Here is a 19,473-nt window from a genome sequence, read left to right as displayed (position 1 = left end):
CTTCTTATTATCTAGTTTTGAAGGAACAACGTTCCTTTTATGTTTGGTGGCGATAGCGAAGAGGTCACACCCGTTCCCATTCCGAACACGGCAGTTAAGCTCTTCAGCGCCGATGGTAGTTGGGGGTTTCCCCCTGTGAGAGTAGGACGCCGCCAAGCCATTTAAAAAGATCAGCCATCTGGCTGGTCTTTTTTTGAGGTCGTTATCTTTCAGTACTTATTATTTAAACCTGTTAAAGACCCTAAAGAAAGTTATATGCAGGATAAATGGTAGGACATACTATTAATGCATCTGAATTTCTACAGCTAACTGTCTTATCCATATCAGTTTAAGACAAAGGGATAGAATTCTTCGTTTCTGTAGGGATATATGTTAAACTTAACATAGTTCTGAAACTGTCATTGGGGGAATAGCCGATGGATACCTCTGCTAAAGATGAAATGATTTTTTCGTTTGCTGAATGGTTGAGAGACCAAGGCAAATCAGATAATACGATCAAAACGTATACTGGTGTCCTTTCACAGTTTTGTGACCAGACACAAAAGATATTGATGGAAATCCATTCTGAAGATGTTCAGGGTTATCTTGATTATTTAGAAAATTGCAAGAAAAGCTCAGGGACAATCGAAAAACACTATATCGCATTAAATGTCTTCTTTAAATTTTTAGGCAAACCGCAAGTGATGCTTTCTGTTGAACGTAAAGTTAAGGAGCACAAGCTTGAGGTACCTGAAACTTTAAGCCTCAATGAGCAGCAGATACTGTTAAGAGATATAGAAGCAGAAGGAAATCTAAGGAACATTGCCATCGTCTACCTTTTGTTACATACTGGAATTCGAGTCTCCGAATTATGTGACTTAAATGGCCGTGACGTCATCATGGAAACAGAGCGGAATTATATACTTGTCCGGAACGCAAAAGGTGATATCGACAGATCCGTACCCCTTACGAAATCGGCAATTCAACATGTACAAAATTATCTTTTTTCTTTAAAAGAAAAAGCAGATCCGTTATTCATCTCAAGCTATAATCAAAGGATCACTCCGAGGTCAGTTCAATATATATTGAAAAAATACAATGTGCATCCGCATAAACTGCGACATACTTTTTGTCAAAGGTTAGTGGATAATGGAATAGATATACAAACGATATCCAAGCTTGCCGGTCATAAAGATTTAAACGTAACAAAGCGTTATCTAAAAGAAAAATCGCTGGATCTGGCAAATGCGATAGATCAAACTTTCACAAAACACTAACATTAAAAGGGGAAGCGAGATCTTTCCTTTTTTCGTTTAAACAAACAGATTTCCTTGGAAATGACGAATAGGACGTTTTGTCTTAAGGAGTGGGACAATAGTTCAGTCAAAAGGGCCGAACATATTGATTCATTGTTGAATCAAAAAAGAGGGGATTCCTGATATAAGGAATCCCCTCTTCTCTTTCTTCGTTACTTACCTGTTTTTTTCTTCTTTTTACCTATTTTCATTATAACTTCATATACTACCGGCACTATTACAAGTGTTAGCAATGTAGAACTCACAAGTCCGCCGATAACGGTAATTCCCAAACCTTGTGATATTAATCCACTGCCTTCCGCACCGATTGCTAGAGGTATTAAAGCGCCGATTGTGGCAAGGGCAGTCATCAGGATAGGGCGTAGACGGGTGGATCCTGCCTCGAGTAAAGATTCCCTGGTAGATAGCCCGGATTCTTCATTCTTGATAACACGGTCCACTAATACGATGGCATTGGTCACGACGATACCAATTAGCATCAGGACACCCATCATAGCCGAAACGCTGATGGTCTCACCTGCAATGAATAGCCCTGCCAATGCCCCGATTACCGTAAAGGGTAAGGAGAAGAGAATGGCTATTGGTGCTAAACCACCATGGAAAGTAACCACCAGGACAAAGTATACGATAGCCACGGCCGCTAACATAGCGATACCGAGTTGAGTGAATGATTCTTGGATATCTTCCGTCACTCCGCCGTAGTCTATAGATACGCTTGCAGGAAGGTCTAATTTATCAACTTCCTTCTGTATCTCAGCCGTCACGGCGGCCACATCATCCGATTTGATTGTTGCAGACACGTCGGCATAAATTTTTCCATCGCGGCGGCTGATTGTATCGGAAGCTTTGCCTTCTTCGATTTTCACAAGCTCTTTCAATGGGATTTCCATTCCCATTGGAGAAGAAATTTTCGTATTCTCTAGATCTTTTTTGTCTTCGAATGTCGTTTCTTTTGTCTCGACATATACTTTGACTTCTTCTCCATCTTTCTTGATGGCAGTTAAAGCATCATCCTTATTCGTATTGGCAATGGACATGCCAATTTGTGCAGCTGTCAGTCCAAGGGCACTTAGCCTTTCTTGGTCTGCCACTAGAGTGTATTGCTCATAAGCATCGGAAAGACTTGTATCAACATCTTTTAAATCTTTATTTTTCTTCATGATATTTTGAATATCATCAATTACCGGTTCAATATCTTTTTGTGTATTTCCGTAAACAAATAGAGTGGTTTCGTTGCTTGATGTTGATGTGAAATCTTGTTGTTTCCATGTTCCAGGTGAATCAAGTTCAGTTAATTCTTTTATGACGGTTTCCTTTTTGTCCCCGAAATTTTCGGTGTCTTCGTCATAGAGTACATAGAAGAGAGCCGAATTACTCGAGCCGCCCATCATGCCGCCGCCCATCATGCTTTCACCAAGTGTGTATTGAACGGTCTTCACATCGTCTTTATCCATGAAGTATTTTTCCACTTTTTCTGTTTGCTTTTCAATATCCTCTTTTAACTCTCCAGGTGAGGGAGTGTAAGTGACGATGATCGTTTTTTCTTCATCTGCAGGCATGAAGCTGACACCGATGCTTGGTATTAGGAATAAGCTGCCAACTAATAATACAATGGCTGTACCGAAAGTGATTAGCTTATGGTTTAACGACCAAACCAGTGATCTTCGATAGAATGCCGATAGTTTGCTTGGTTTTTCTTCATGTGATTTTAATTCTTTTTTAGATAGTCCCTTTTTAAATAAAGTGTCTGCCATTGCGGGAACAAGTGTGATGGCGATTATTAATGAAGCGACTAACGCAAACACCATTGTTAAGGCAAATGGCATGAATAGTTCTCCGACAGGTCCTGTAACGCTTGCTAAAGGCAGGTATACGGCTACAGTAACGATTGTCGATGAAAGGATGGGGATGAACATTTCCTTAGTGGCAGATCGTATTAATTCGCCGCCTTTTAATTGTTCGCCTTTTAAAGCCATTCTTCTATAAATATTTTCTATGACGACAATGGAGTCATCGACGACTCGGCCGATCGCAACGGTCATGGCCCCAAGTGTCATGACATTCAATGAAATATCCATTTGTTTGAGCACCAAAAGGGCTGCTAACAGGGATAATGGAATCGAAATGACGGAAATGAGAGTCGTTTTAAAGTTCCTAAGGAACAGCATGATAACAATGACGGCAAACAGACAGCCGAAGAGTGCCTTGCTGATCATGGTTTCAACGGAATCTTTAATCGGTTTAGCTTGATCGAGAGTAGTGTGTACACTTACCCCATTAAATTCTTCTTTAAAATTCGATGCTTCTTCATTTACTTCGTCGACGATTGCAACTGTATCGGCATCAGGCGATCTTGTAACCTGGATTCCAATCGATTCACTACCGTTTGTTCTTGAAACCGATTCAGCCTTACCGGTGATATTAACATCGGCAATGTCTGATAATTTCACATTTTGCAGTTGGGCAGGATCTGTTGCCATTTCAGGAGATAATTGATTGGTTTCCTGTCCAGTTTGTGCTTGAGCTCCTGGTTGCGGGGCGCCAGTTAAAGGTATCTTTATATTTTTCAGGTCCTTTAATGTGGAAATGTTTCCATCCACAACAATCGTTTTCTCTTTATCATCAAAGTTATATATGCCAAGCGGCATACTGACGTTTGCGGCCTGGATAACCTTCTTTACGGTTTCTTCATCAAGCCCGTATTGAGCCATCTTGTCCTGGTCGAATACAAGGCTGCCTTCATTTACTTGCTGTCCTGATATGGATACGGATGTCACGCCGTCAATTCCCTCAAGTTTAGGAACTAACACCTCTTCGACATTTTTTGTAAGAGCTGGTAAATCAGAAGCCTTATCTGTTACACTGAGTGCGACGACAGGAAAAGCGTTTAATTCTAATTTAGATACGCTCGGGTCATCTACTCCCTCTGGCAGTTCCAATTTCTCTAAAGCTTCTTTCACTTCTTTTACTGCATCGTCCATATCCGTATCATAATCATATTGTAATTGGATGGAAGAGGCATTGGCCATGGACGAAGAACTGACCAATTCGACTCCTGGTAAATTTGTTACTTTTAGCTCAATCTGGTCTGTGAGCTTATCTGCTACTTCTTCAGGTGCAGCTCCAGGATAAACAGTGGAGATGCTTATTAAAGGAGTGGAGATGCTTGGTATAGTTTCTTGTTTCATGTTTAAACCGGAGTATAAACCAGCTGCAACGATGATGATGGTAAGCAACCAGATTGCCAATTTATTCTTTAATGAAAATTTAATTATTGAATTCAAGCTTGTACCCTCCATACATAAAATTGTGACTAGTCGGTCACAAGCTCAAATATATAGTATATGAATTATGATTGCAACAGATAATATCCGGTAGTGCTAACGTTGTGATTTCAAGGGTTTTGGGATACAATTTGGAAGATGTGACCCATTGGTCACCAATGGACAATTTTAAGAGATAGGATGAATTTGATGAAAGAAAAAAATAAGATGATAATAGATAAGTCTGTAGAGCTTTTCGCAGAGAAAGGCTATCATGCAACTTCGGTTCAGGAAATTGTTGAAAAATGCGGGATAGCAAAAGGGTCCTTTTATAATTATTTTAAATCGAAGGAGGAATTACTAGTCTCCATTTTTAAATTTTATTATGAAGCGTTGACAGACTCATTACTTGATCTTGAACTGGATGCTTCATTGTCCAGTAAAGACAAATTCATGAGGCAGATCACCGTTCACATTGAGCATATGACGGGAAATACCAACTTGATTCAAATGATGATGCAGGAACAAATGGTTCATATTAGCAAGGAACTAGATGGATTTTTACATTATATCCATGAAGAGGGCTTGATTTGGTTCAAGCGTAAAATCATTGAATTATACCCGGGACTTTCATCTGATCTTCTGCCAGATTGCACCATTATTTTAGATTCGCTTTTCAAAGGATATATCGGAATATTGATCAGGAAACAAAATGCTTTCGATGTGGAATTGTTACCTAGCTTCATATTGAACCGGATGGATTCCATTGTCGCAAGTCTGGAAAACATGGAAGATCCATTATTGAAACAATTTCCCCTACCAGGTTGCTCGATGCGGGAAATGAGCCCAAAAGAAGAAATCCATTCTATTATCGCCAGGATGCTGGAAGTGGAAACACGTAAAGAAGAGGGAATAGAAACACGAAAAAATACGGAAGCTTTAAAGGCGCTCCAGGAGGAATTTTCGAAAGTTAGGCCAAGCTCCATCATCTTGGAAAGCCTTTTGTTATTTTTGGAAAAAAATGAAAAAAGGAGTCCCTTGTGTTCAAAGCTTATCTTATTGATGAAGGATTATTTGCTGTATATATGAAGGCGTTACTGAAAGGGGCGAATAGCCTCTTTTTCATTTAAATTTTTAATGAGTGTCAAAAATGGAGGTTTAGGAAAAAGTAATGGGAAGAATACAATTCATTTCAATAATATGGGGGTTAGAATCATGCGATGGAAAAAGGGAATGCTGATTTATAATAAAAATGCAGGGAATGATAAGCTCGAAAGGAATCTTGAGGGTTGTCTTCCGGTATTAGCTCCACATATTGATGAGTTTCTCATTCTACAAACCAAGCAAAAAGGCGATGCATGCCGGTATTGTTTGGAATATGGTGAAGAAATGGATGTAGTTTTCGTATTGGGAGGAGATGGAACGGTACATGAGTGTGTAAATGGCCTTTCACCCCTTCAGAGACGGCCGTTGTTTGGGATTTTACCTGGAGGGACTTGCAATGACTTCTCAAGGACATTAAAGATTCCTCAAAATGTTCGTCAAGCTGCGGAAGCACTAGTAAATGGCAAGGTTCGTCCAATTGATATTGGTAAGTCCAATAACGATTATTTTTCCAATTTCTGGGGTGTTGGACTTATTTCAGATGCTTCAAACAATATTGGTGAGCAGGAAAAAAACAGGTTCGGAAAGATAGGATATTTATTAAGCGCTGTAAGGACGATTGGTGAGAATGCTCCCTTTCCCTATAATCTAGAATATGATGGGAATTTCATTGAAGGGGAAGCCGTTATGATTTTGGTCTTGAATGGTTGTTTTATCGGCACTAATTTATTGCCCTTTCCCAAGATTAGTCCAGACGATGGGCTCTTTGGCGTTGCCATCTTGGAAAATGCAAACCTTGGTGCATTTTTGGAAATAATAGCGATGAAACGTTCATGGACTCAAAATATGAGTCCTGACTCTGGGGTGACTTATTTACAAGCAGGTACCTTGACTATTGAATCCAAGAGGCCGCTTGATGTGGATATGGATGGAGAGAACTATAGGCAAACTCCTTCGCGCATTAAAGTCCTTGCCCGCCATTTGTCAGTATTAACACCAAATTAGTGTGGGGATTCCATTTAAAGGGAAAGGTTTATGTGTTTTTTTTGTATATTCATCCCTTATTTCTGCAATTGTTTCCAAAATAGGATAAAATGTATGATGATATATCATTTTTTGCAGGAGGACCAATTATGGTGTACCAGGTCGGATTGTTAAAGGGCATTTTAGAGCCTTATCGGTGTCGTTATCAGCTGCAAAATGCAGAGGCAGTCACAAAGGTTGGATTGAAATTAATAGTTTTATATTTTCTTAGTCTAATAGTATTCGCCGTTGAAGGATATTTTGGCATTGGTTCAGAATCATTCTCCAAAGAAATCACGAAGATGAGCGCCAATGAATTCGAAGCAGCAAAGTTGCTGATTTTGAGCGGCAATATAATAACAGGAATAATCGCCCCTTCCATATACATATTTTTAGCAGCTCTATTCTTTTGGATCGTTACTGATATCCCGTATATAAAATTAGTTATCGTTCAAATGATTCTATTTGGCTTGCAATTAGTGGAAAAAACATTAGTGATTCCCTTTTTCGTTTTAATGGATTTAGGCAGCGATGCCAATCCTTTTTCATTGGGGATCATCAGTCAATATTTTCTCAGAAGTGATTATTTCATTCGCTTTTTCAGCGAAATTACCATTTTTCAATTTCTTATTATTGCTCTGCAATATTTTTATTTAAAGGAATTTACAGAACGTAATAATTATTTGGTCCTTTTAATGATTGTTCTATTCTATTTGGCTACATGGTTTGTTAAAGCCTTTTTAGGATACATCCAAGTAGGCGTATTTGTATAAAGCGGGTGAAATGAATGAGCGGTAAATGGAAAATAGCGGCGGTATCCATTGCGTCGATAGTGTTAATAACCGTTAACTTATACCTTATTGAAAAAAAAGAAAGCAAAGTGGAACGGACAGTTTTCGTTGAAAACTGGACTAAGGTAAAAAAAGATACAATTACGGATACTATTCAAACAAATGGGGTAATTAAACCAGTAGAAGAGTATGATATCTACTTTGATGCCAAGAATAATGATTTTAAGAAATTCCTTGTAAAAGAAGGCGATGCGATTACGGCTGGCTCCTCGTTGTTTGAGTACGCGACGACCGAACTTGATGCGCTGAAAGCGAATTTGGAAGCGGAGAAAACGGCCGTTGAGGGGGAAATTGCAGGGATTGAGGAATACATAGGGAAGTTGAGGTCTTATCAGGGGACCGTGACCAGTGAATCTGAAGCGGCAATTGCTGAATCGGTGGATAAAAACTTGAATATTGATATAACGACAAGCTCTTCAGACCTTATTAAAAGTAACATTGAGCAAGAAATGTACAAGCAGGAACTAGAAAAAAACAGGTTGGATGAAAAAGTGAAAATGCTTGATGCTAAATTAAGTTCTATTGAGGAGCAGTCCAGTGCGATTGTGACGACGAGCGAGGCTGATGGTGTCGTTAAAAACATCAATGAAAACCTGAATAATCCCATTATATCCATTGTTTCGACAAATATGGCAATTGAAGGGGATTTCTCCGAAGAGGAAATGAAAAAGGCTGAAGTGGGCATGACTATAAAAGCAAGTTCCTCTGATTCAAAAAAGGCATTGAAGGGGAAGATAGGCCGTATCCATTCCTATCCCGCTGAAGAGCCAACATTAAAAAAAGATAACAGATTTCCATTTCAGGCATTAATCGAACCAAAAGGCGAAGAAACGGAACCTTTGTTGGTGGGATCGAAAGTGAATCTTACTGTAATAACCAATGAGAAAGCCGGTGTACCCTCCATTCCGATAGAGGCGGTACAATACCAGAAGCAGCCTTATATTTACAAGTTGACTAATAAAGGCCATGTGGATAAACATTACATTACAAAAGGTCTTAAGGCTGAAGGGAAGCAAGAAATCATAAAGGGACCGTCTGTAGGTGACGTCATCCTCCTGAAGCCGAATGTGGCAGTGAAGAACCATTCTTATTTTATTACCCCGATTCAATTTGAAAAAGTGAAAGCTGGAACTTATAAAAAATTCACCTCTAGGGAAAAAGTAAGATATCTGTTACTTGGCATTCTGGAAAAATAACCGCTTTTTTCACAAGAGAGGTGATGTTAAAGCATTTATTAATTATATCAATATAACTTAAGTGATTTAAATATCGGGAAGCGTAATTATAAATACAATAGCTATTAATACAGAATATTCAGACATATTGAAAGACTTTTTCTAGAACGGATGCGAATAAATATTTACAGATTATCATTTTTAGTATAATATTTTATTATAAGTTAACTCGCTTAATCTTATTCCAAGAACGGGGGACCCATTTTTGTGGATTTTATCCGCTAGGGGTGAATTCAGAAATGAAAGGGCTTTTTGTGTTTCCAATCCTAACCCGACAGCTAACCTCGTCAGCGTCTTCAAGGGAACATGTGTGAATATTCACGCCTATAAGAAATCGACACATGAAGTGTCTTTTTTTTCGGCGTAAAGACAGAGTTTTTCAAAAAAAGAAAAATTACTTTCTTTTATTAGTATCTTGTTTCCCTTACCGAGACAAAAATGTTTTTGCATCAAAGACTTTATGGAAGGTGAGGAAAGTAAATGAAGAAATTCAAATTAAGTTTAGCTAGCCAAATTTTCATTGGTTTAATTTTAGGGATTATCGTTGGTGCCATTTTTTATGGTAATGAGACGGCCCAAAACTTTTTACAGCCATTCGGGGACATTTTCCTACGAATGATCAAAATGATTGTAGTTCCGATCATCGTTTCAAGCCTTATCGTTGCAGTTGCTGGTGTAGGTGATTTGAAAGCGGTAGGTAAACTAGGTGCTAAATCATTATCATACTTTGTTGTCGTAACTATGATAGCGATTGCTGTTGGTTTAATTTCAGCGAATATCATCCAGCCTGGTGCTGGTGTGAATATGAATAACCTGGAACAAACTGATATCTCCACATATGTTGATACAGCAGAAACTAAGCAGCATGAATCGTTCGTAGATACACTTGTACACATCGTGCCATCCAATCCAGTTAAAGCCATGGTAGAAGGCGATATGCTAGCGATCATTTTCTTCTCCGTGTTGTTTGGACTAAGTATTGCGGCCATCGGTGAAAAGGGTAAACCAGTATTCCGTTTCTTCCAAGGTGTAGCTGATGGAATGTTCTACCTAACCAACATGGTCATGAAATTCGCTCCTATCGGTGTATTTGCACTAATCGGTGTGACGATCTCCAAGTTCGGTTTGGAATCTTTAATTCCGCTAGGAAAGTTAGCGCTTTCTGTATACGGAACAATGATTTTCTTTGTAATAGTCATTCTTGGTCTTATTGCGAAATTTGTCGGATTCAATATCTTTACGTTGATTAAACTTCTAAAAGAAGAATTGATTCTTGCTTTCTCTACTGCAAGTTCAGAAGCGGTTCTTCCGAAAATCATGGAAAAAATGGAGAAAGCGGGATGTCCGAAACATATTGCTACATTTGTTATTCCGACTGGATACTCCTTTAACCTTGATGGTTCTACATTATACCAAGCATTAGCAGCTATCTTCATCGCTCAAATGTATGGAATCGATTTAAGCGCGTATGAGCAAATTACGCTAATGCTAGTGTTAATGATCACGTCCAAAGGGATTGCCGGTGTACCGGGTGTATCTTTCGTAGTTCTTTTAGCGACATTGGGAACTGTCGGTATTCCTATTGAAGGTCTAGCATTTATTGCCGGTATCGACCGTATTCTTGATATGGGACGTACAGTAGTAAACGTTATCGGTAATTCACTTGCAGCAATCGTCATCTCTAAATGGGAAGGTCAATTCAACCCTCCTTCCAAAAAAGAACTAGAACAAGTTTCTTAATACAAAAAATCCAGAGTGAAATGTCACTCTGGATTTTTTTTTTGAATGAAAAAGCGCTTTCTTATTTTTTTCTCGATGACTGTAAACTCTGTTTCCTTCAGATACTCAAGCACTTCAAGGTGAATTGTTTTATGGAGGAAAATACCTTCTTGACTCGTCTTCCCGGATGTCAAAATACCCCCAAATTCATAAAGCCTTTCATCTTGTTTACATTTCCTCTCGGCCCAGAAGGTCATCTGTTGTGAAACGAAACTACCTTCAGGCTTTAAAAATACGGTTGAATTGTTTTCAAGCTAATGTCGGGCGCTGGGGAAGCATCAGCAAACAGGGAAGTGGCCCCCTGAAATGAGTGAATGAATGATGAAACCTTTCATGATCCATTCTTCCAATTCTGTATTTTTTCCTTTGGTTAATATGGATTTTGTTTCATGTTATTTACACGATGCAGATTAATATTGGGGTTATATAACTTACGTGAAACTCCAAAAGTTTGATAAAATAACATTATTGATTGAGAGCTCGGAGGGGGTCAGGTTATGAAGAATGATAGCAATGATATCTTATACATGTATATGCAGGCTTCCGAACGGTTTGTCCTTTTTAATGGACTCAATTTTCGTGAATTCGTCAATTCGCTTCCGTATACATTGAATTCGATCTTATTATTGAAACATCAATTCGATGGTGGGGAATACAATTTGAATGTCCTGCTTGAGAGCGCTTCATCTGAAGCTATTGCGAAGCTCGTTAAAGAAAATGTCCGGGCATATGGAGATTTCTGTTGGATCGATTTTGAAGAAGCGGAAGGGTTGGATGAATTGGATGGAAGGGAATTAGCGGAACTTTTATATTTAGGACACGCTAAAACCCATCTCGATCCCCCGTTTTTCCGTAAATTGAATAACCAATTTGTTTACCTTGCCCAGGATGATGGCTGGTTCAATAAAATTTATTTTCGTTCTCTTTCGACATATTATATGATGTTAGGAAGTCTGATTCCGCTAAAGCTGGAGCCATTAAAAGTAGAGAGGACGTGGCTTGGAATCAGAAAGAAAAAAGAGCTGACGGCGATTCCTGCAGAAATCATTGCTTCCTTGGCTCATATTCTGGCAGAGGGGCTCGTTTTTTCCATTCGGGATGTTAAGTATACTAGAACGAAGATTGAGATACCGGCATGGGTCGTAGGGGATTATTTAAACATGGATGAGATGCATGATTCCTTTTCGGATAGAGATATTAAGGAGCCCGATGCCTTTATTATCTTCAATCGAAAAGAGAAGATTTGGGAAAGTGTTATTAAAAATACACCACCCTCCTAATTTTTGTTTGAAGTCCTTGAACTTTTTAGGTGTAAGACTTACCGTCTCATGCATAAAAGATAAGAGAGGGAAACATAGAGGTGTCCACAGGATGTGGCGGTTTTATCCTGTGCTCTGCAAAATAGTAATCACTGGAAAAGCCTCAATGATGGAAGTTTCGCTTTACCCCGCATTAACAGTCTGTAAGGAAGCCTGATGATAAATGTAATGAAAAAGAAATGTGGTGAGCCAACAGCCTGTAAATGCCCGATTGCAACGCACAGGATGTGCTAGCACAGGAGTTGCCACAGGATGTGGCGGTTTTATCCTGTGTTCTGCAAAATAGTAATCACTGGAAAAGCCTCAATGATGGAAGTTTCGCTTACCCCGCATTAACAGTCTGTAAGGAAGCCTGATGATAAATGTAATGAAAAAGAAATGTGGTGAGCTAACAGCCTGTAAATGCCCGATTGCGACGCACAGGATGTGCTAGCACAGGGGTTGCCACAGGATGTGGCGGTTTTATCCTGTGTTCTGCAAAATAGTAATCATTGGAAAAGCCTCAATGATGGAAGTTTCGCTTTATCCGTTTTAGTGTAAAGTGATACAATGAACATGGTTAAAAGAATATTGGAGGGTAATAACTCATGAAAACTAAACTTGGTTTGCTTTATGGTGGAAAATCTGCGGAGCACGAGGTTTCTATGCAGACGGCTTTAGCGGTCATTAAAGCTCTCGATTTAGCAAAGTTTGATATATATCCGATTTACATAACAAAAGATGGTTCATGGATTAATGGACCAATGTTAACAGGTCCTGCCGAGAACGTGGAGGCATTGACATTTTCACCGGAAAAATCGAGCTCGCCTCTTGCCTTGCAAGCACATTCAACTGATGAAAATAGTGAATCAACAGGGTATGACGTAATTTTCCCATTACTTCACGGACCGAATGGAGAAGATGGAACCGTACAAGGGATGCTGGAACTGTTGAACCTTCCTTATGTAGGAAATGGCGTTTTAGCTTCTTCAGCAGGAATGGATAAGGTCATCATGAAAAACATTTTTGCCCAGGCGGGACTTCCTCAAGTGAAATACACTTGGTTCATTCGTTCTGAATGGGAGAAGAATACTGAAAGTGCCATCAAAAAGGTAGCGGATGAATTGGGGTACCCTTGTTTTGTCAAACCTGCCAATTTAGGTTCAAGTGTCGGTATCAGCAAATGTAATGATGCTGATGAACTGGAAAAAGCGGTAGCGGAAGCTTTTCAATTCGATCGGAAGGTCATCATTGAAGAAGGGGTCGTTGCTCGTGAACTCGAGTTTGGCATTCTTGGTAATGATGAACCGTCTTGTTCAGTGGCAGGCGAAATCATCCCTAAGAAAGATTTTGCCTTCTATGATTATTCAGCAAAATATGTAGATGGCAATTCAGCTATGGTCATTCCAGCGGAGATAACGGAAAGCGAGTATGCGGCTTTATCCGAAATGGCCATTACTGCCTTTAAGTCATTGGACTGCTCTGGATTGGTTCGGGCAGATTTCTTCTTGACGGATGAGGGGCAAATCTATATTAATGAAGTGAATACAATGCCTGGGTTTACTCCTTTCAGCATGTTTCCGCTATTGTGGAAGCACACAGGTGTCGACTATCCAGCGTTAATTGAAACGCTCGTGAAACTTGCCCTGGAACGTCATCAGGAAAAACAACAAATCAAATATACAGTTTGATCATGCAGGTAAAGTATCAGTAAACCCCACAATCCATCAAGGCTTGATTTGATGGTTTCCAATCAGCAGGAACCGGTGCGATTTAAACTGGTTTCTGCTTCATTTGGTTAACGGAGAGCGATTAACGGTTCGATGAATGTAGGAGGAACAAAATGATAAAGAGAACGTTAAAACAAGTACATGAAATGGCAGAGGGATTGAATGATATCAGTCCATTCCAGTCCAAAGGAATTAATGGGGTTACCATCGATTCAAGAACGGTTAAGGAAGGATGTTTGTTCATTCCGCTTAAGGGTGAGCAGGTTGACGGCCATCAGTATGTCAAGCAGGCTTTAGCGCAAGGGGCTGCAGCTTCTTTTTGGCAAAGGGATGTTCCGAATCCTCCTGATGATTTACCGATAATCATTGTTGAAAACACTGAGAAAGCACTTCAGCAATTGGCGCGTTCTTACCGCCAGGAGTTGAATATAAAAGTCATTGGGATAACAGGGAGCAATGGTAAGACCACTACGAAAGATATGACCGCTGCGCTGCTGGCCACCACCTATAAGGTTCATAAAACAAATGGAAACTTCAATAATCATTTAGGTTTGCCGCTAACGGTGCTTTCTATGGCAGAGGATACTGAAGCGGCAGTTTTGGAAATGGGGATGAGCAGCCGCGGTGAAATCGAGTTCTTATCCAAAATGGCAAAGCCTGATGTGGCGATCATTACCAATATCGGTGAATCACACTTATTGGATTTAGGATCACGCGAGGAAATCGCAAATGCGAAGTTGGAAATTGTCGAAGGTTTGTCGAAAGATGGAACGCTGGTATATCATGGTGATGAACCATTGCTTCGCAACCGGATCAAAAAGGATTTTCCTGATTTAAACGTAATATCTTTTGGACGTACTGAACAAAATGATTTATATCCACAGGCCATTAGCCAAGGGGCAGACAGTACCACATTTACAATCGCAAGCGGTGATAAGGAGATCAGTTATGAGATACCTGTGTTAGGTCATCATAATGTTCTTAATGCGTTGGCGGCCATCTTGGTTGCTAAAGAATTCAATGTGGATGATTCGGCGATCCGTAAAGGCCTATCGACCATTCAGTTAACTAATATGAGGATGGAATTGGTTGAAGGCGCAAAAGGGCAGAAAATCATCAATGATGCATATAATGCCAGTCCAACTTCAGTCAAGGCAGCAGTGGAGCTGGTTGAGGGCTTATCTGGATTCGAGAATAAGATCCTTGTATTGGGGGATATGTTGGAGTTAGGGCCGCAGGAAAAAGACTTTCATACGAAAATTGGTGAATTGATTTCCAATGAACGGATTGATAGGATCTTTACATATGGTCCTTTAGCCGAGTTTATTGCCAAGGGAGCGAGCAAGTCTTTTTCATCGGAGCAAGTTCGCCCTTTTCAAGATAAGCAGGAGCTTATAGAGGAACTTAAGTCGTCCACAAAGGAAAATGACATCATACTTGTTAAAGCTTCCAGGGGCATGAAGCTGGAGGAAGTCGTTCAAGCTCTACAAAAATAAAAAACATAGGAAAGGCCGTTTCTTTTTTGAAACGGCCTTTTTATTGTGTTTAAAACAGTGTCCCGGCTATAATGCAGATGTCATCGTTAATCACTGAATGCCTCATCCTTGAGATTAATAGCTCCTGAAGAAGGTCATTTGTATCGAGATGGACATTTTCAATGAATTCCCTCTCGATATTGTCAGATCGGTCAATCGCGGAAGGTGTGGGCGTTTTAGACAGTCCGTCTGTATAGATGATGAAACGGCTTCCTGGGTCATAATGAAAGACTATTTTTTTTATGGGCAATTCGGGGATCAGTCCGCTTGGGGTGGCCCCTTCGTTTAAATTGAGAATTTGATTGGTGCATGGGGAATACAAAAAGGCTGAAGGAAGTCCGTAGTTCACATATTCGATGAGTCGATCCTTTGTATTCACGTATGCGATGAAGGCTGTAATGCGAGCGTGTTTTTTGTTTTCCCGATTAACTCCTTGAAATAGGTCCCGAATATGTTTGCCCAGTTCCTCTGTTATGTAAATGGGGTCTTTGACCCGTTTGATAAGGTCGGGCATCAAAGTCCTTATGGACATGTTTATAAGTGCTGTGTGGATGCCTTTTCCAAATACATCGATCATGATAAAGCCGTATATCCTGTCATCAACCTCCGCCCAGTAAAATAAATCCCCAGAAAGCTCGCTTGAAGGCTGAAAAAGGCCTTTGACCTCTATATCTTCATTATTGATCGACAAAGGTAACCTTGAAAGTTGAATGCCCTTTGCAATTCGCAGGCTCCTTGCTGATTTTTGGTGTAACTTTTCAAGCTCTTGCCCCTTCATTTTTGCCGAAAACAATTGCATGCTGATGTTTTTGAGTGACTTCCGGACTTCTACTGAATCGGCAGGGACTGCCATGGTTTCATAAAAGGTCTTTTCCGGTAAGGCCTGAGGGGGCTCCATTCCCATAGCGCGTTTATAAATGAATAAGATAGGGATTTCGTGAGATTCAGCTAAGGCGAATAAAGAAGTTTGCTGCCAAGAATCTTTTGATATGTGTAAAGGCAAAATAAATAATGATTTCATTAAGTCCGATGAATCTTCGAATAGATGACTTTGATTAAGTGGATCCTCCAAAAAAGTGACTTTCTTGTTCATTTTCTTTAAGATTCGACCAAAATCCTTACATAAAGGAACATCTATTGTGAATATGTTCATATAACCCCCCATTGATTTGTTGATAGGTCAATCATACTGCATTTAGACTTATTTACTATAATTTTCACATAAAAAGATGTAATTTTCGAAAAATAATGATCCCATATACCTGAATTTCATTCGTGATAAGCTCTTTCCTCCAACGGGGGTAATCGTGGAAGGGTGTTTTCATTAGATTTAATCCTTCCTGAAAAATGTTTGTTGAAACTATTTGATTTAAACTCATATCAAATATAAATGGATGTTCGTTTTGAAAAACATTTAACTGGTTACAGTAAGGAGACAAGAGGCCAGAATGCTCTCATCCCAAACCATGATTTTCTCCATCATGTTACTTAATTATCGAATGAAACCCTCATTTAACTGGATTTCTGAAATCAACCCGAACGTTTTTAAAATAGGCTCTTTTCGTAAAGATTGTTGTTTTTAAAACAAAACGATTTAAGGTTGATTGGAGCGGAAGTGCGAGACTCCTGCGGGAGCAGCGGGACAGGTGAAACCCCACAGGCGTTTACGCCGAGGAGGCTCACCGCCCGCCCCGCGGAAAGCGAGCATCTGGAGGGGAAATCAACCAAACCTCACTATTTGGTAAATAGCAACAAAGTATGTGAAAACAGCCTTAAAATAAAATAACTATAGGCAATAAATTTATCTACAGGCGGAATCCACTTGCGCATGAATCATATCTAAAACGGTAATCCGATATTGATAAAAAATAATCAGTCCATGGGTCGTTATAACCCTTAATTGAATGATTAAGCCATATCATTACACAATGGTGTCACGGCTGCATATTTCGCAGGCAGGGATATCCAATTTCACCGTTTTTGAAACGATCTAAAGTTTCAGTAACTCTGAATGGGGCGATATCCTTTATTGCATTAACAGTTTGAAAATGGTAATATGAGTATGAGTTTAAATGTCTTATCATTGATGATTATTTAAATTAATCAGGTTGAGGCAACAAAATTGTATGTTCTTACATGTTTCATGAGTTCATTCTTGAGATTATTTTAGATTAAATAGGCCGCGCGTCTGGTCATATATAAAAGCTGCATCTCTTGGCGGCTTTAGTAGCTATTAGGGAATCAAGCCGCATTTTAGCGCTTTTCCACTTCTGCAAATCCTCAACGCACCGGGCCTGTTTTGTATAAGAATCTTGGCTCTCGTCAAGTTTTGTTCATACAGCCTTTTTAAGTCTGATGAATAATAGGTGCAGCAGCCCTCACCTGAATAAAACGGCGAAACACCCGTTTATGCTACTTTTAATTTTCCATATTGAATTTAATTTTGGTTACATGTACTTTTAAAAAGATGAGCGTATGTAAATGATAAGTCTACACGTGCGCGAAGTTAAAAATGCCAGTGAATGTCCGTACTGGTATATTTCCTTTTTAAAAAATCATATTGAGTTCATTTGAACTAAAAGGCAGACATACTTTTAGGTGATAATGATAAACTTTTTATAAGAGATAAAGAAGAACATCCGTCATGATGAGGATTTGAACTAAAACATCTGTGCATGATCCATGAATGCACGTGTAAATTTACGATATAAAAAGGAGTACGAAAACATTGACATTGTTTAGCGAATTAGGATTAGATAGAACGTCCATGAAATCAATAGAAAAAATGGGATTTGAGGAAGCGAGCCCGATTCAATCCCAAACGATACCACTAGCACTTGAAGGTAAAGATATCATTGGTCAAGCGCAAACGGGAACAGGTAAAACGGCAGCATTCGGTATTCCATTGATGGAAAACATCGATATTAATAACGAAAACGTGCAAGGGATTGTCATTGCACCCACACGTGAGCTTGCGATTCAAGTTTCCGAGGAGCTTTTCAAGCTTGGTTACGGAAAACGCGCTCGTGTACTTGCAGTTTATGGTGGACAAGACATCGACCGTCAAATCCGTGCTTTAAAGAAAAAACCACATATTATCGTTGGTACGCCTGGTCGTCTCTTAGACCATATCAAACGTAAAAACATTAAATTAGGCGGAGTTCACACTGTAGTTCTTGATGAAGCGGATGAAATGCTTAACATGGGATTCATTGAGGATATCGAATTGATCCTTTCAACGGTTCCTGACGAAAGGCAAACATTGCTTTTCTCAGCTACAATGCCTGATCCAATCCGTAAAATTGCTGAAAGATTCATGCAGGAACCCGTTCTTGTACGTGTAAAAGCAAAAGAAATGACAGTGGATCGTATCGAACAATATTACTTGGAGTTAAAAGAAAGTGAAAAATTCGATACACTTGCACGCCTTTTCGATATTCAAACACCGGATCTTGCCATCGTCTTCGGACGTACGAAACGCCGTGTAGATGAATTGGCATCTGCATTGAATATCCGCGGTTACATGGCTGAAGGCATTCATGGTGACCTTAGCCAGGCTAAACGTCTATCCGTTTTGAAAAAATTCAAAGATGGAAACATCGACGTACTTGTCGCTACTGATGTTGCTGCACGTGGACTGGATATTTCCGGCGTAACCCACGTATATAACTTTGATATCCCTCAAGATCCGGAAAGCTACGTTCACCGTATTGGACGTACAGGACGTGCGGGTAAACATGGTATAGCCATTACGTTTGTAACACCAAGAGAAAGAGGTCAACTGCATGCAGTTGAGCATACAACGAAAAAACGTATGGAGAAGCTTAAGACTCCTACGTTAACTGAAGCGTTGGAAGGTCAACAAAAAGCGGTAACGGAAAAAATCCTTAATACAATCGAGAACGAGGATTTAACTTTATACCTTGGTCAAGCGGAAGAGTTATTGCAAAAACATAGCGCAGCGGATTTAGTTGCAGCCATGCTTAAATCAATGACAAAAGAACCGGATCAAACGCCTATCAAGTTGACGGAAGAATCTCCATCTCCTATGCGTCGCAATCGCGGAGGAAGCGGATCTTCTGGCAACAGACAGCGCAATGGCCGCAGTTCTTCAGGCAGAAAAGATTACGGCAGCGGATCAGGGAAACGCCCAAGCGCGAACCGTAAATCGAATGGTTACGGAAACCGCAGCACGAGCCAAAAAAGAGAAAAAACTAATAAGATATAATTGAATTGGGAATGCCGCTCATTTGAGCGGCATTTTTTTATGTGCATCTCCAACACTTCATGAAGGTATCCGCGGTTTTTGGATGGAATGCTCACAGTCTTTGTTTGAAAAAAGGGGTTAATTTCCAGTATT

At 39.7% G+C, this 19,473-nt stretch carries 12 protein-coding genes, 1 rRNA gene and 1 riboswitch; of the genes, 11 read left to right on the top strand and 2 right to left on the bottom strand.

Translation table 11 applies throughout. The features are described from left to right. Positions 1 to 42: 42 nt before the first annotated feature. Both rrf and J7I96_RS20825 read left to right on the top strand, forming a co-directional pair. Positions 43 to 158 (top strand): 5S ribosomal RNA (gene rrf / locus J7I96_RS20830). Positions 159 to 416: 258 nt separating this feature from the next. Beyond that, on the top strand, positions 417 to 1,256 hold the full coding sequence (locus J7I96_RS20825; protein ID WP_214774213.1) for a tyrosine-type recombinase/integrase: 840 nt from the start codon (positions 417 to 419) through the stop codon (positions 1,254 to 1,256). 191 nt (positions 1,257 to 1,447) lie between these two features. Here the strand turns inward: J7I96_RS20825 and J7I96_RS20820 are convergent, their stop codons facing one another. After that, positions 1,448 to 4,579, bottom strand: a complete 3,132-nt coding sequence (locus tag J7I96_RS20820; RefSeq protein WP_214926173.1) for an efflux RND transporter permease subunit — start codon at positions 4,577 to 4,579, stop codon at positions 1,448 to 1,450. 189 nt (positions 4,580 to 4,768) lie between these two features. On the opposite strand from J7I96_RS20820, the gene J7I96_RS20815 reads away from it, so the two are divergent. The 8 genes from J7I96_RS20815 to J7I96_RS20780 all read left to right on the top strand — a co-directional run bounded on the left by J7I96_RS20815 (position 4,769) and on the right by J7I96_RS20780 (position 15,074). Further along, positions 4,769 to 5,647, top strand: a complete 879-nt coding sequence (locus J7I96_RS20815; RefSeq protein ID WP_214774208.1) for a TetR/AcrR family transcriptional regulator — start codon at positions 4,769 to 4,771, stop codon at positions 5,645 to 5,647. 126 nt (positions 5,648 to 5,773) lie between these two features. Next, positions 5,774 to 6,667 (top strand): YegS/Rv2252/BmrU family lipid kinase, encoded by an 894-nt coding sequence (locus J7I96_RS20810; RefSeq protein WP_214926169.1) that lies wholly within the window; start codon positions 5,774 to 5,776, stop codon positions 6,665 to 6,667. 128 nt (positions 6,668 to 6,795) lie between these two features. Beyond that, positions 6,796 to 7,458, top strand: coding sequence for a hypothetical protein (locus tag J7I96_RS20805; RefSeq protein ID WP_214774204.1), 663 nt, complete (start codon positions 6,796 to 6,798; stop codon positions 7,456 to 7,458). 14 nt (positions 7,459 to 7,472) lie between these two features. Continuing rightward, positions 7,473 to 8,732 carry an efflux RND transporter periplasmic adaptor subunit gene (locus J7I96_RS20800; protein ID WP_214774202.1) on the top strand — a complete coding sequence of 420 codons (1,260 nt, stop codon included), beginning with the start codon at positions 7,473 to 7,475 and terminating at the stop codon, positions 8,730 to 8,732. A 199-nt stretch (positions 8,733 to 8,931) separates the two neighbouring features. Beyond that, a riboswitch (cyclic di-AMP (ydaO/yuaA leader) is annotated at positions 8,932 to 9,079 on the top strand. A gap of 172 nt (positions 9,080 to 9,251) precedes the next feature. Continuing rightward, positions 9,252 to 10,511 (top strand): cation:dicarboxylate symporter family transporter, encoded by a 1,260-nt coding sequence (locus tag J7I96_RS20795; RefSeq protein ID WP_214774200.1) that lies wholly within the window; start codon positions 9,252 to 9,254, stop codon positions 10,509 to 10,511. A 536-nt stretch (positions 10,512 to 11,047) separates the two neighbouring features. Then, a complete protein-coding gene (locus J7I96_RS20790) occupies positions 11,048 to 11,830 on the top strand; it encodes a hypothetical protein (protein ID WP_214774199.1) in 783 nt (260 codons plus the stop codon). Positions 11,831 to 12,456: 626 nt separating this feature from the next. Beyond that, the gene (locus tag J7I96_RS20785) at positions 12,457 to 13,539 is read left to right on the top strand and encodes a D-alanine--D-alanine ligase (protein ID WP_214774197.1); all 1,083 of its coding nucleotides are present in this window, start codon (positions 12,457 to 12,459) and stop codon (positions 13,537 to 13,539) included. Positions 13,540 to 13,691: 152 nt separating this feature from the next. Continuing rightward, a complete protein-coding gene (locus J7I96_RS20780) occupies positions 13,692 to 15,074 on the top strand; it encodes a UDP-N-acetylmuramoyl-tripeptide--D-alanyl-D-alanine ligase (protein WP_214774195.1) in 1,383 nt (460 codons plus the stop codon). A gap of 49 nt (positions 15,075 to 15,123) precedes the next feature. Here J7I96_RS20780 and J7I96_RS20775 read toward each other — a convergent pair whose 3' ends face one another. Next, positions 15,124 to 16,266 carry a PP2C family protein-serine/threonine phosphatase gene (locus J7I96_RS20775; RefSeq protein ID WP_214926167.1) on the bottom strand — a complete coding sequence of 381 codons (1,143 nt, stop codon included), beginning with the start codon at positions 16,264 to 16,266 and terminating at the stop codon, positions 15,124 to 15,126. A gap of 1,575 nt (positions 16,267 to 17,841) precedes the next feature. Between J7I96_RS20775 and cshA the strand changes: the two genes are divergently transcribed. Next, the gene (gene cshA, locus J7I96_RS20770) at positions 17,842 to 19,341 is read left to right on the top strand and encodes a degradosome RNA helicase CshA (RefSeq protein WP_214774191.1); all 1,500 of its coding nucleotides are present in this window, start codon (positions 17,842 to 17,844) and stop codon (positions 19,339 to 19,341) included. Positions 19,342 to 19,473 lie beyond the last annotated feature (132 nt).

This window comes from Bacillus sp. ISL-78, assembly GCF_018613455.1.
Classification (GTDB): Bacteria; Bacillota; Bacilli; order Bacillales; family DSM-1321; genus Peribacillus; species Peribacillus frigoritolerans.
This window is presented reverse-complemented; position numbering and strand designations above follow the sequence as displayed.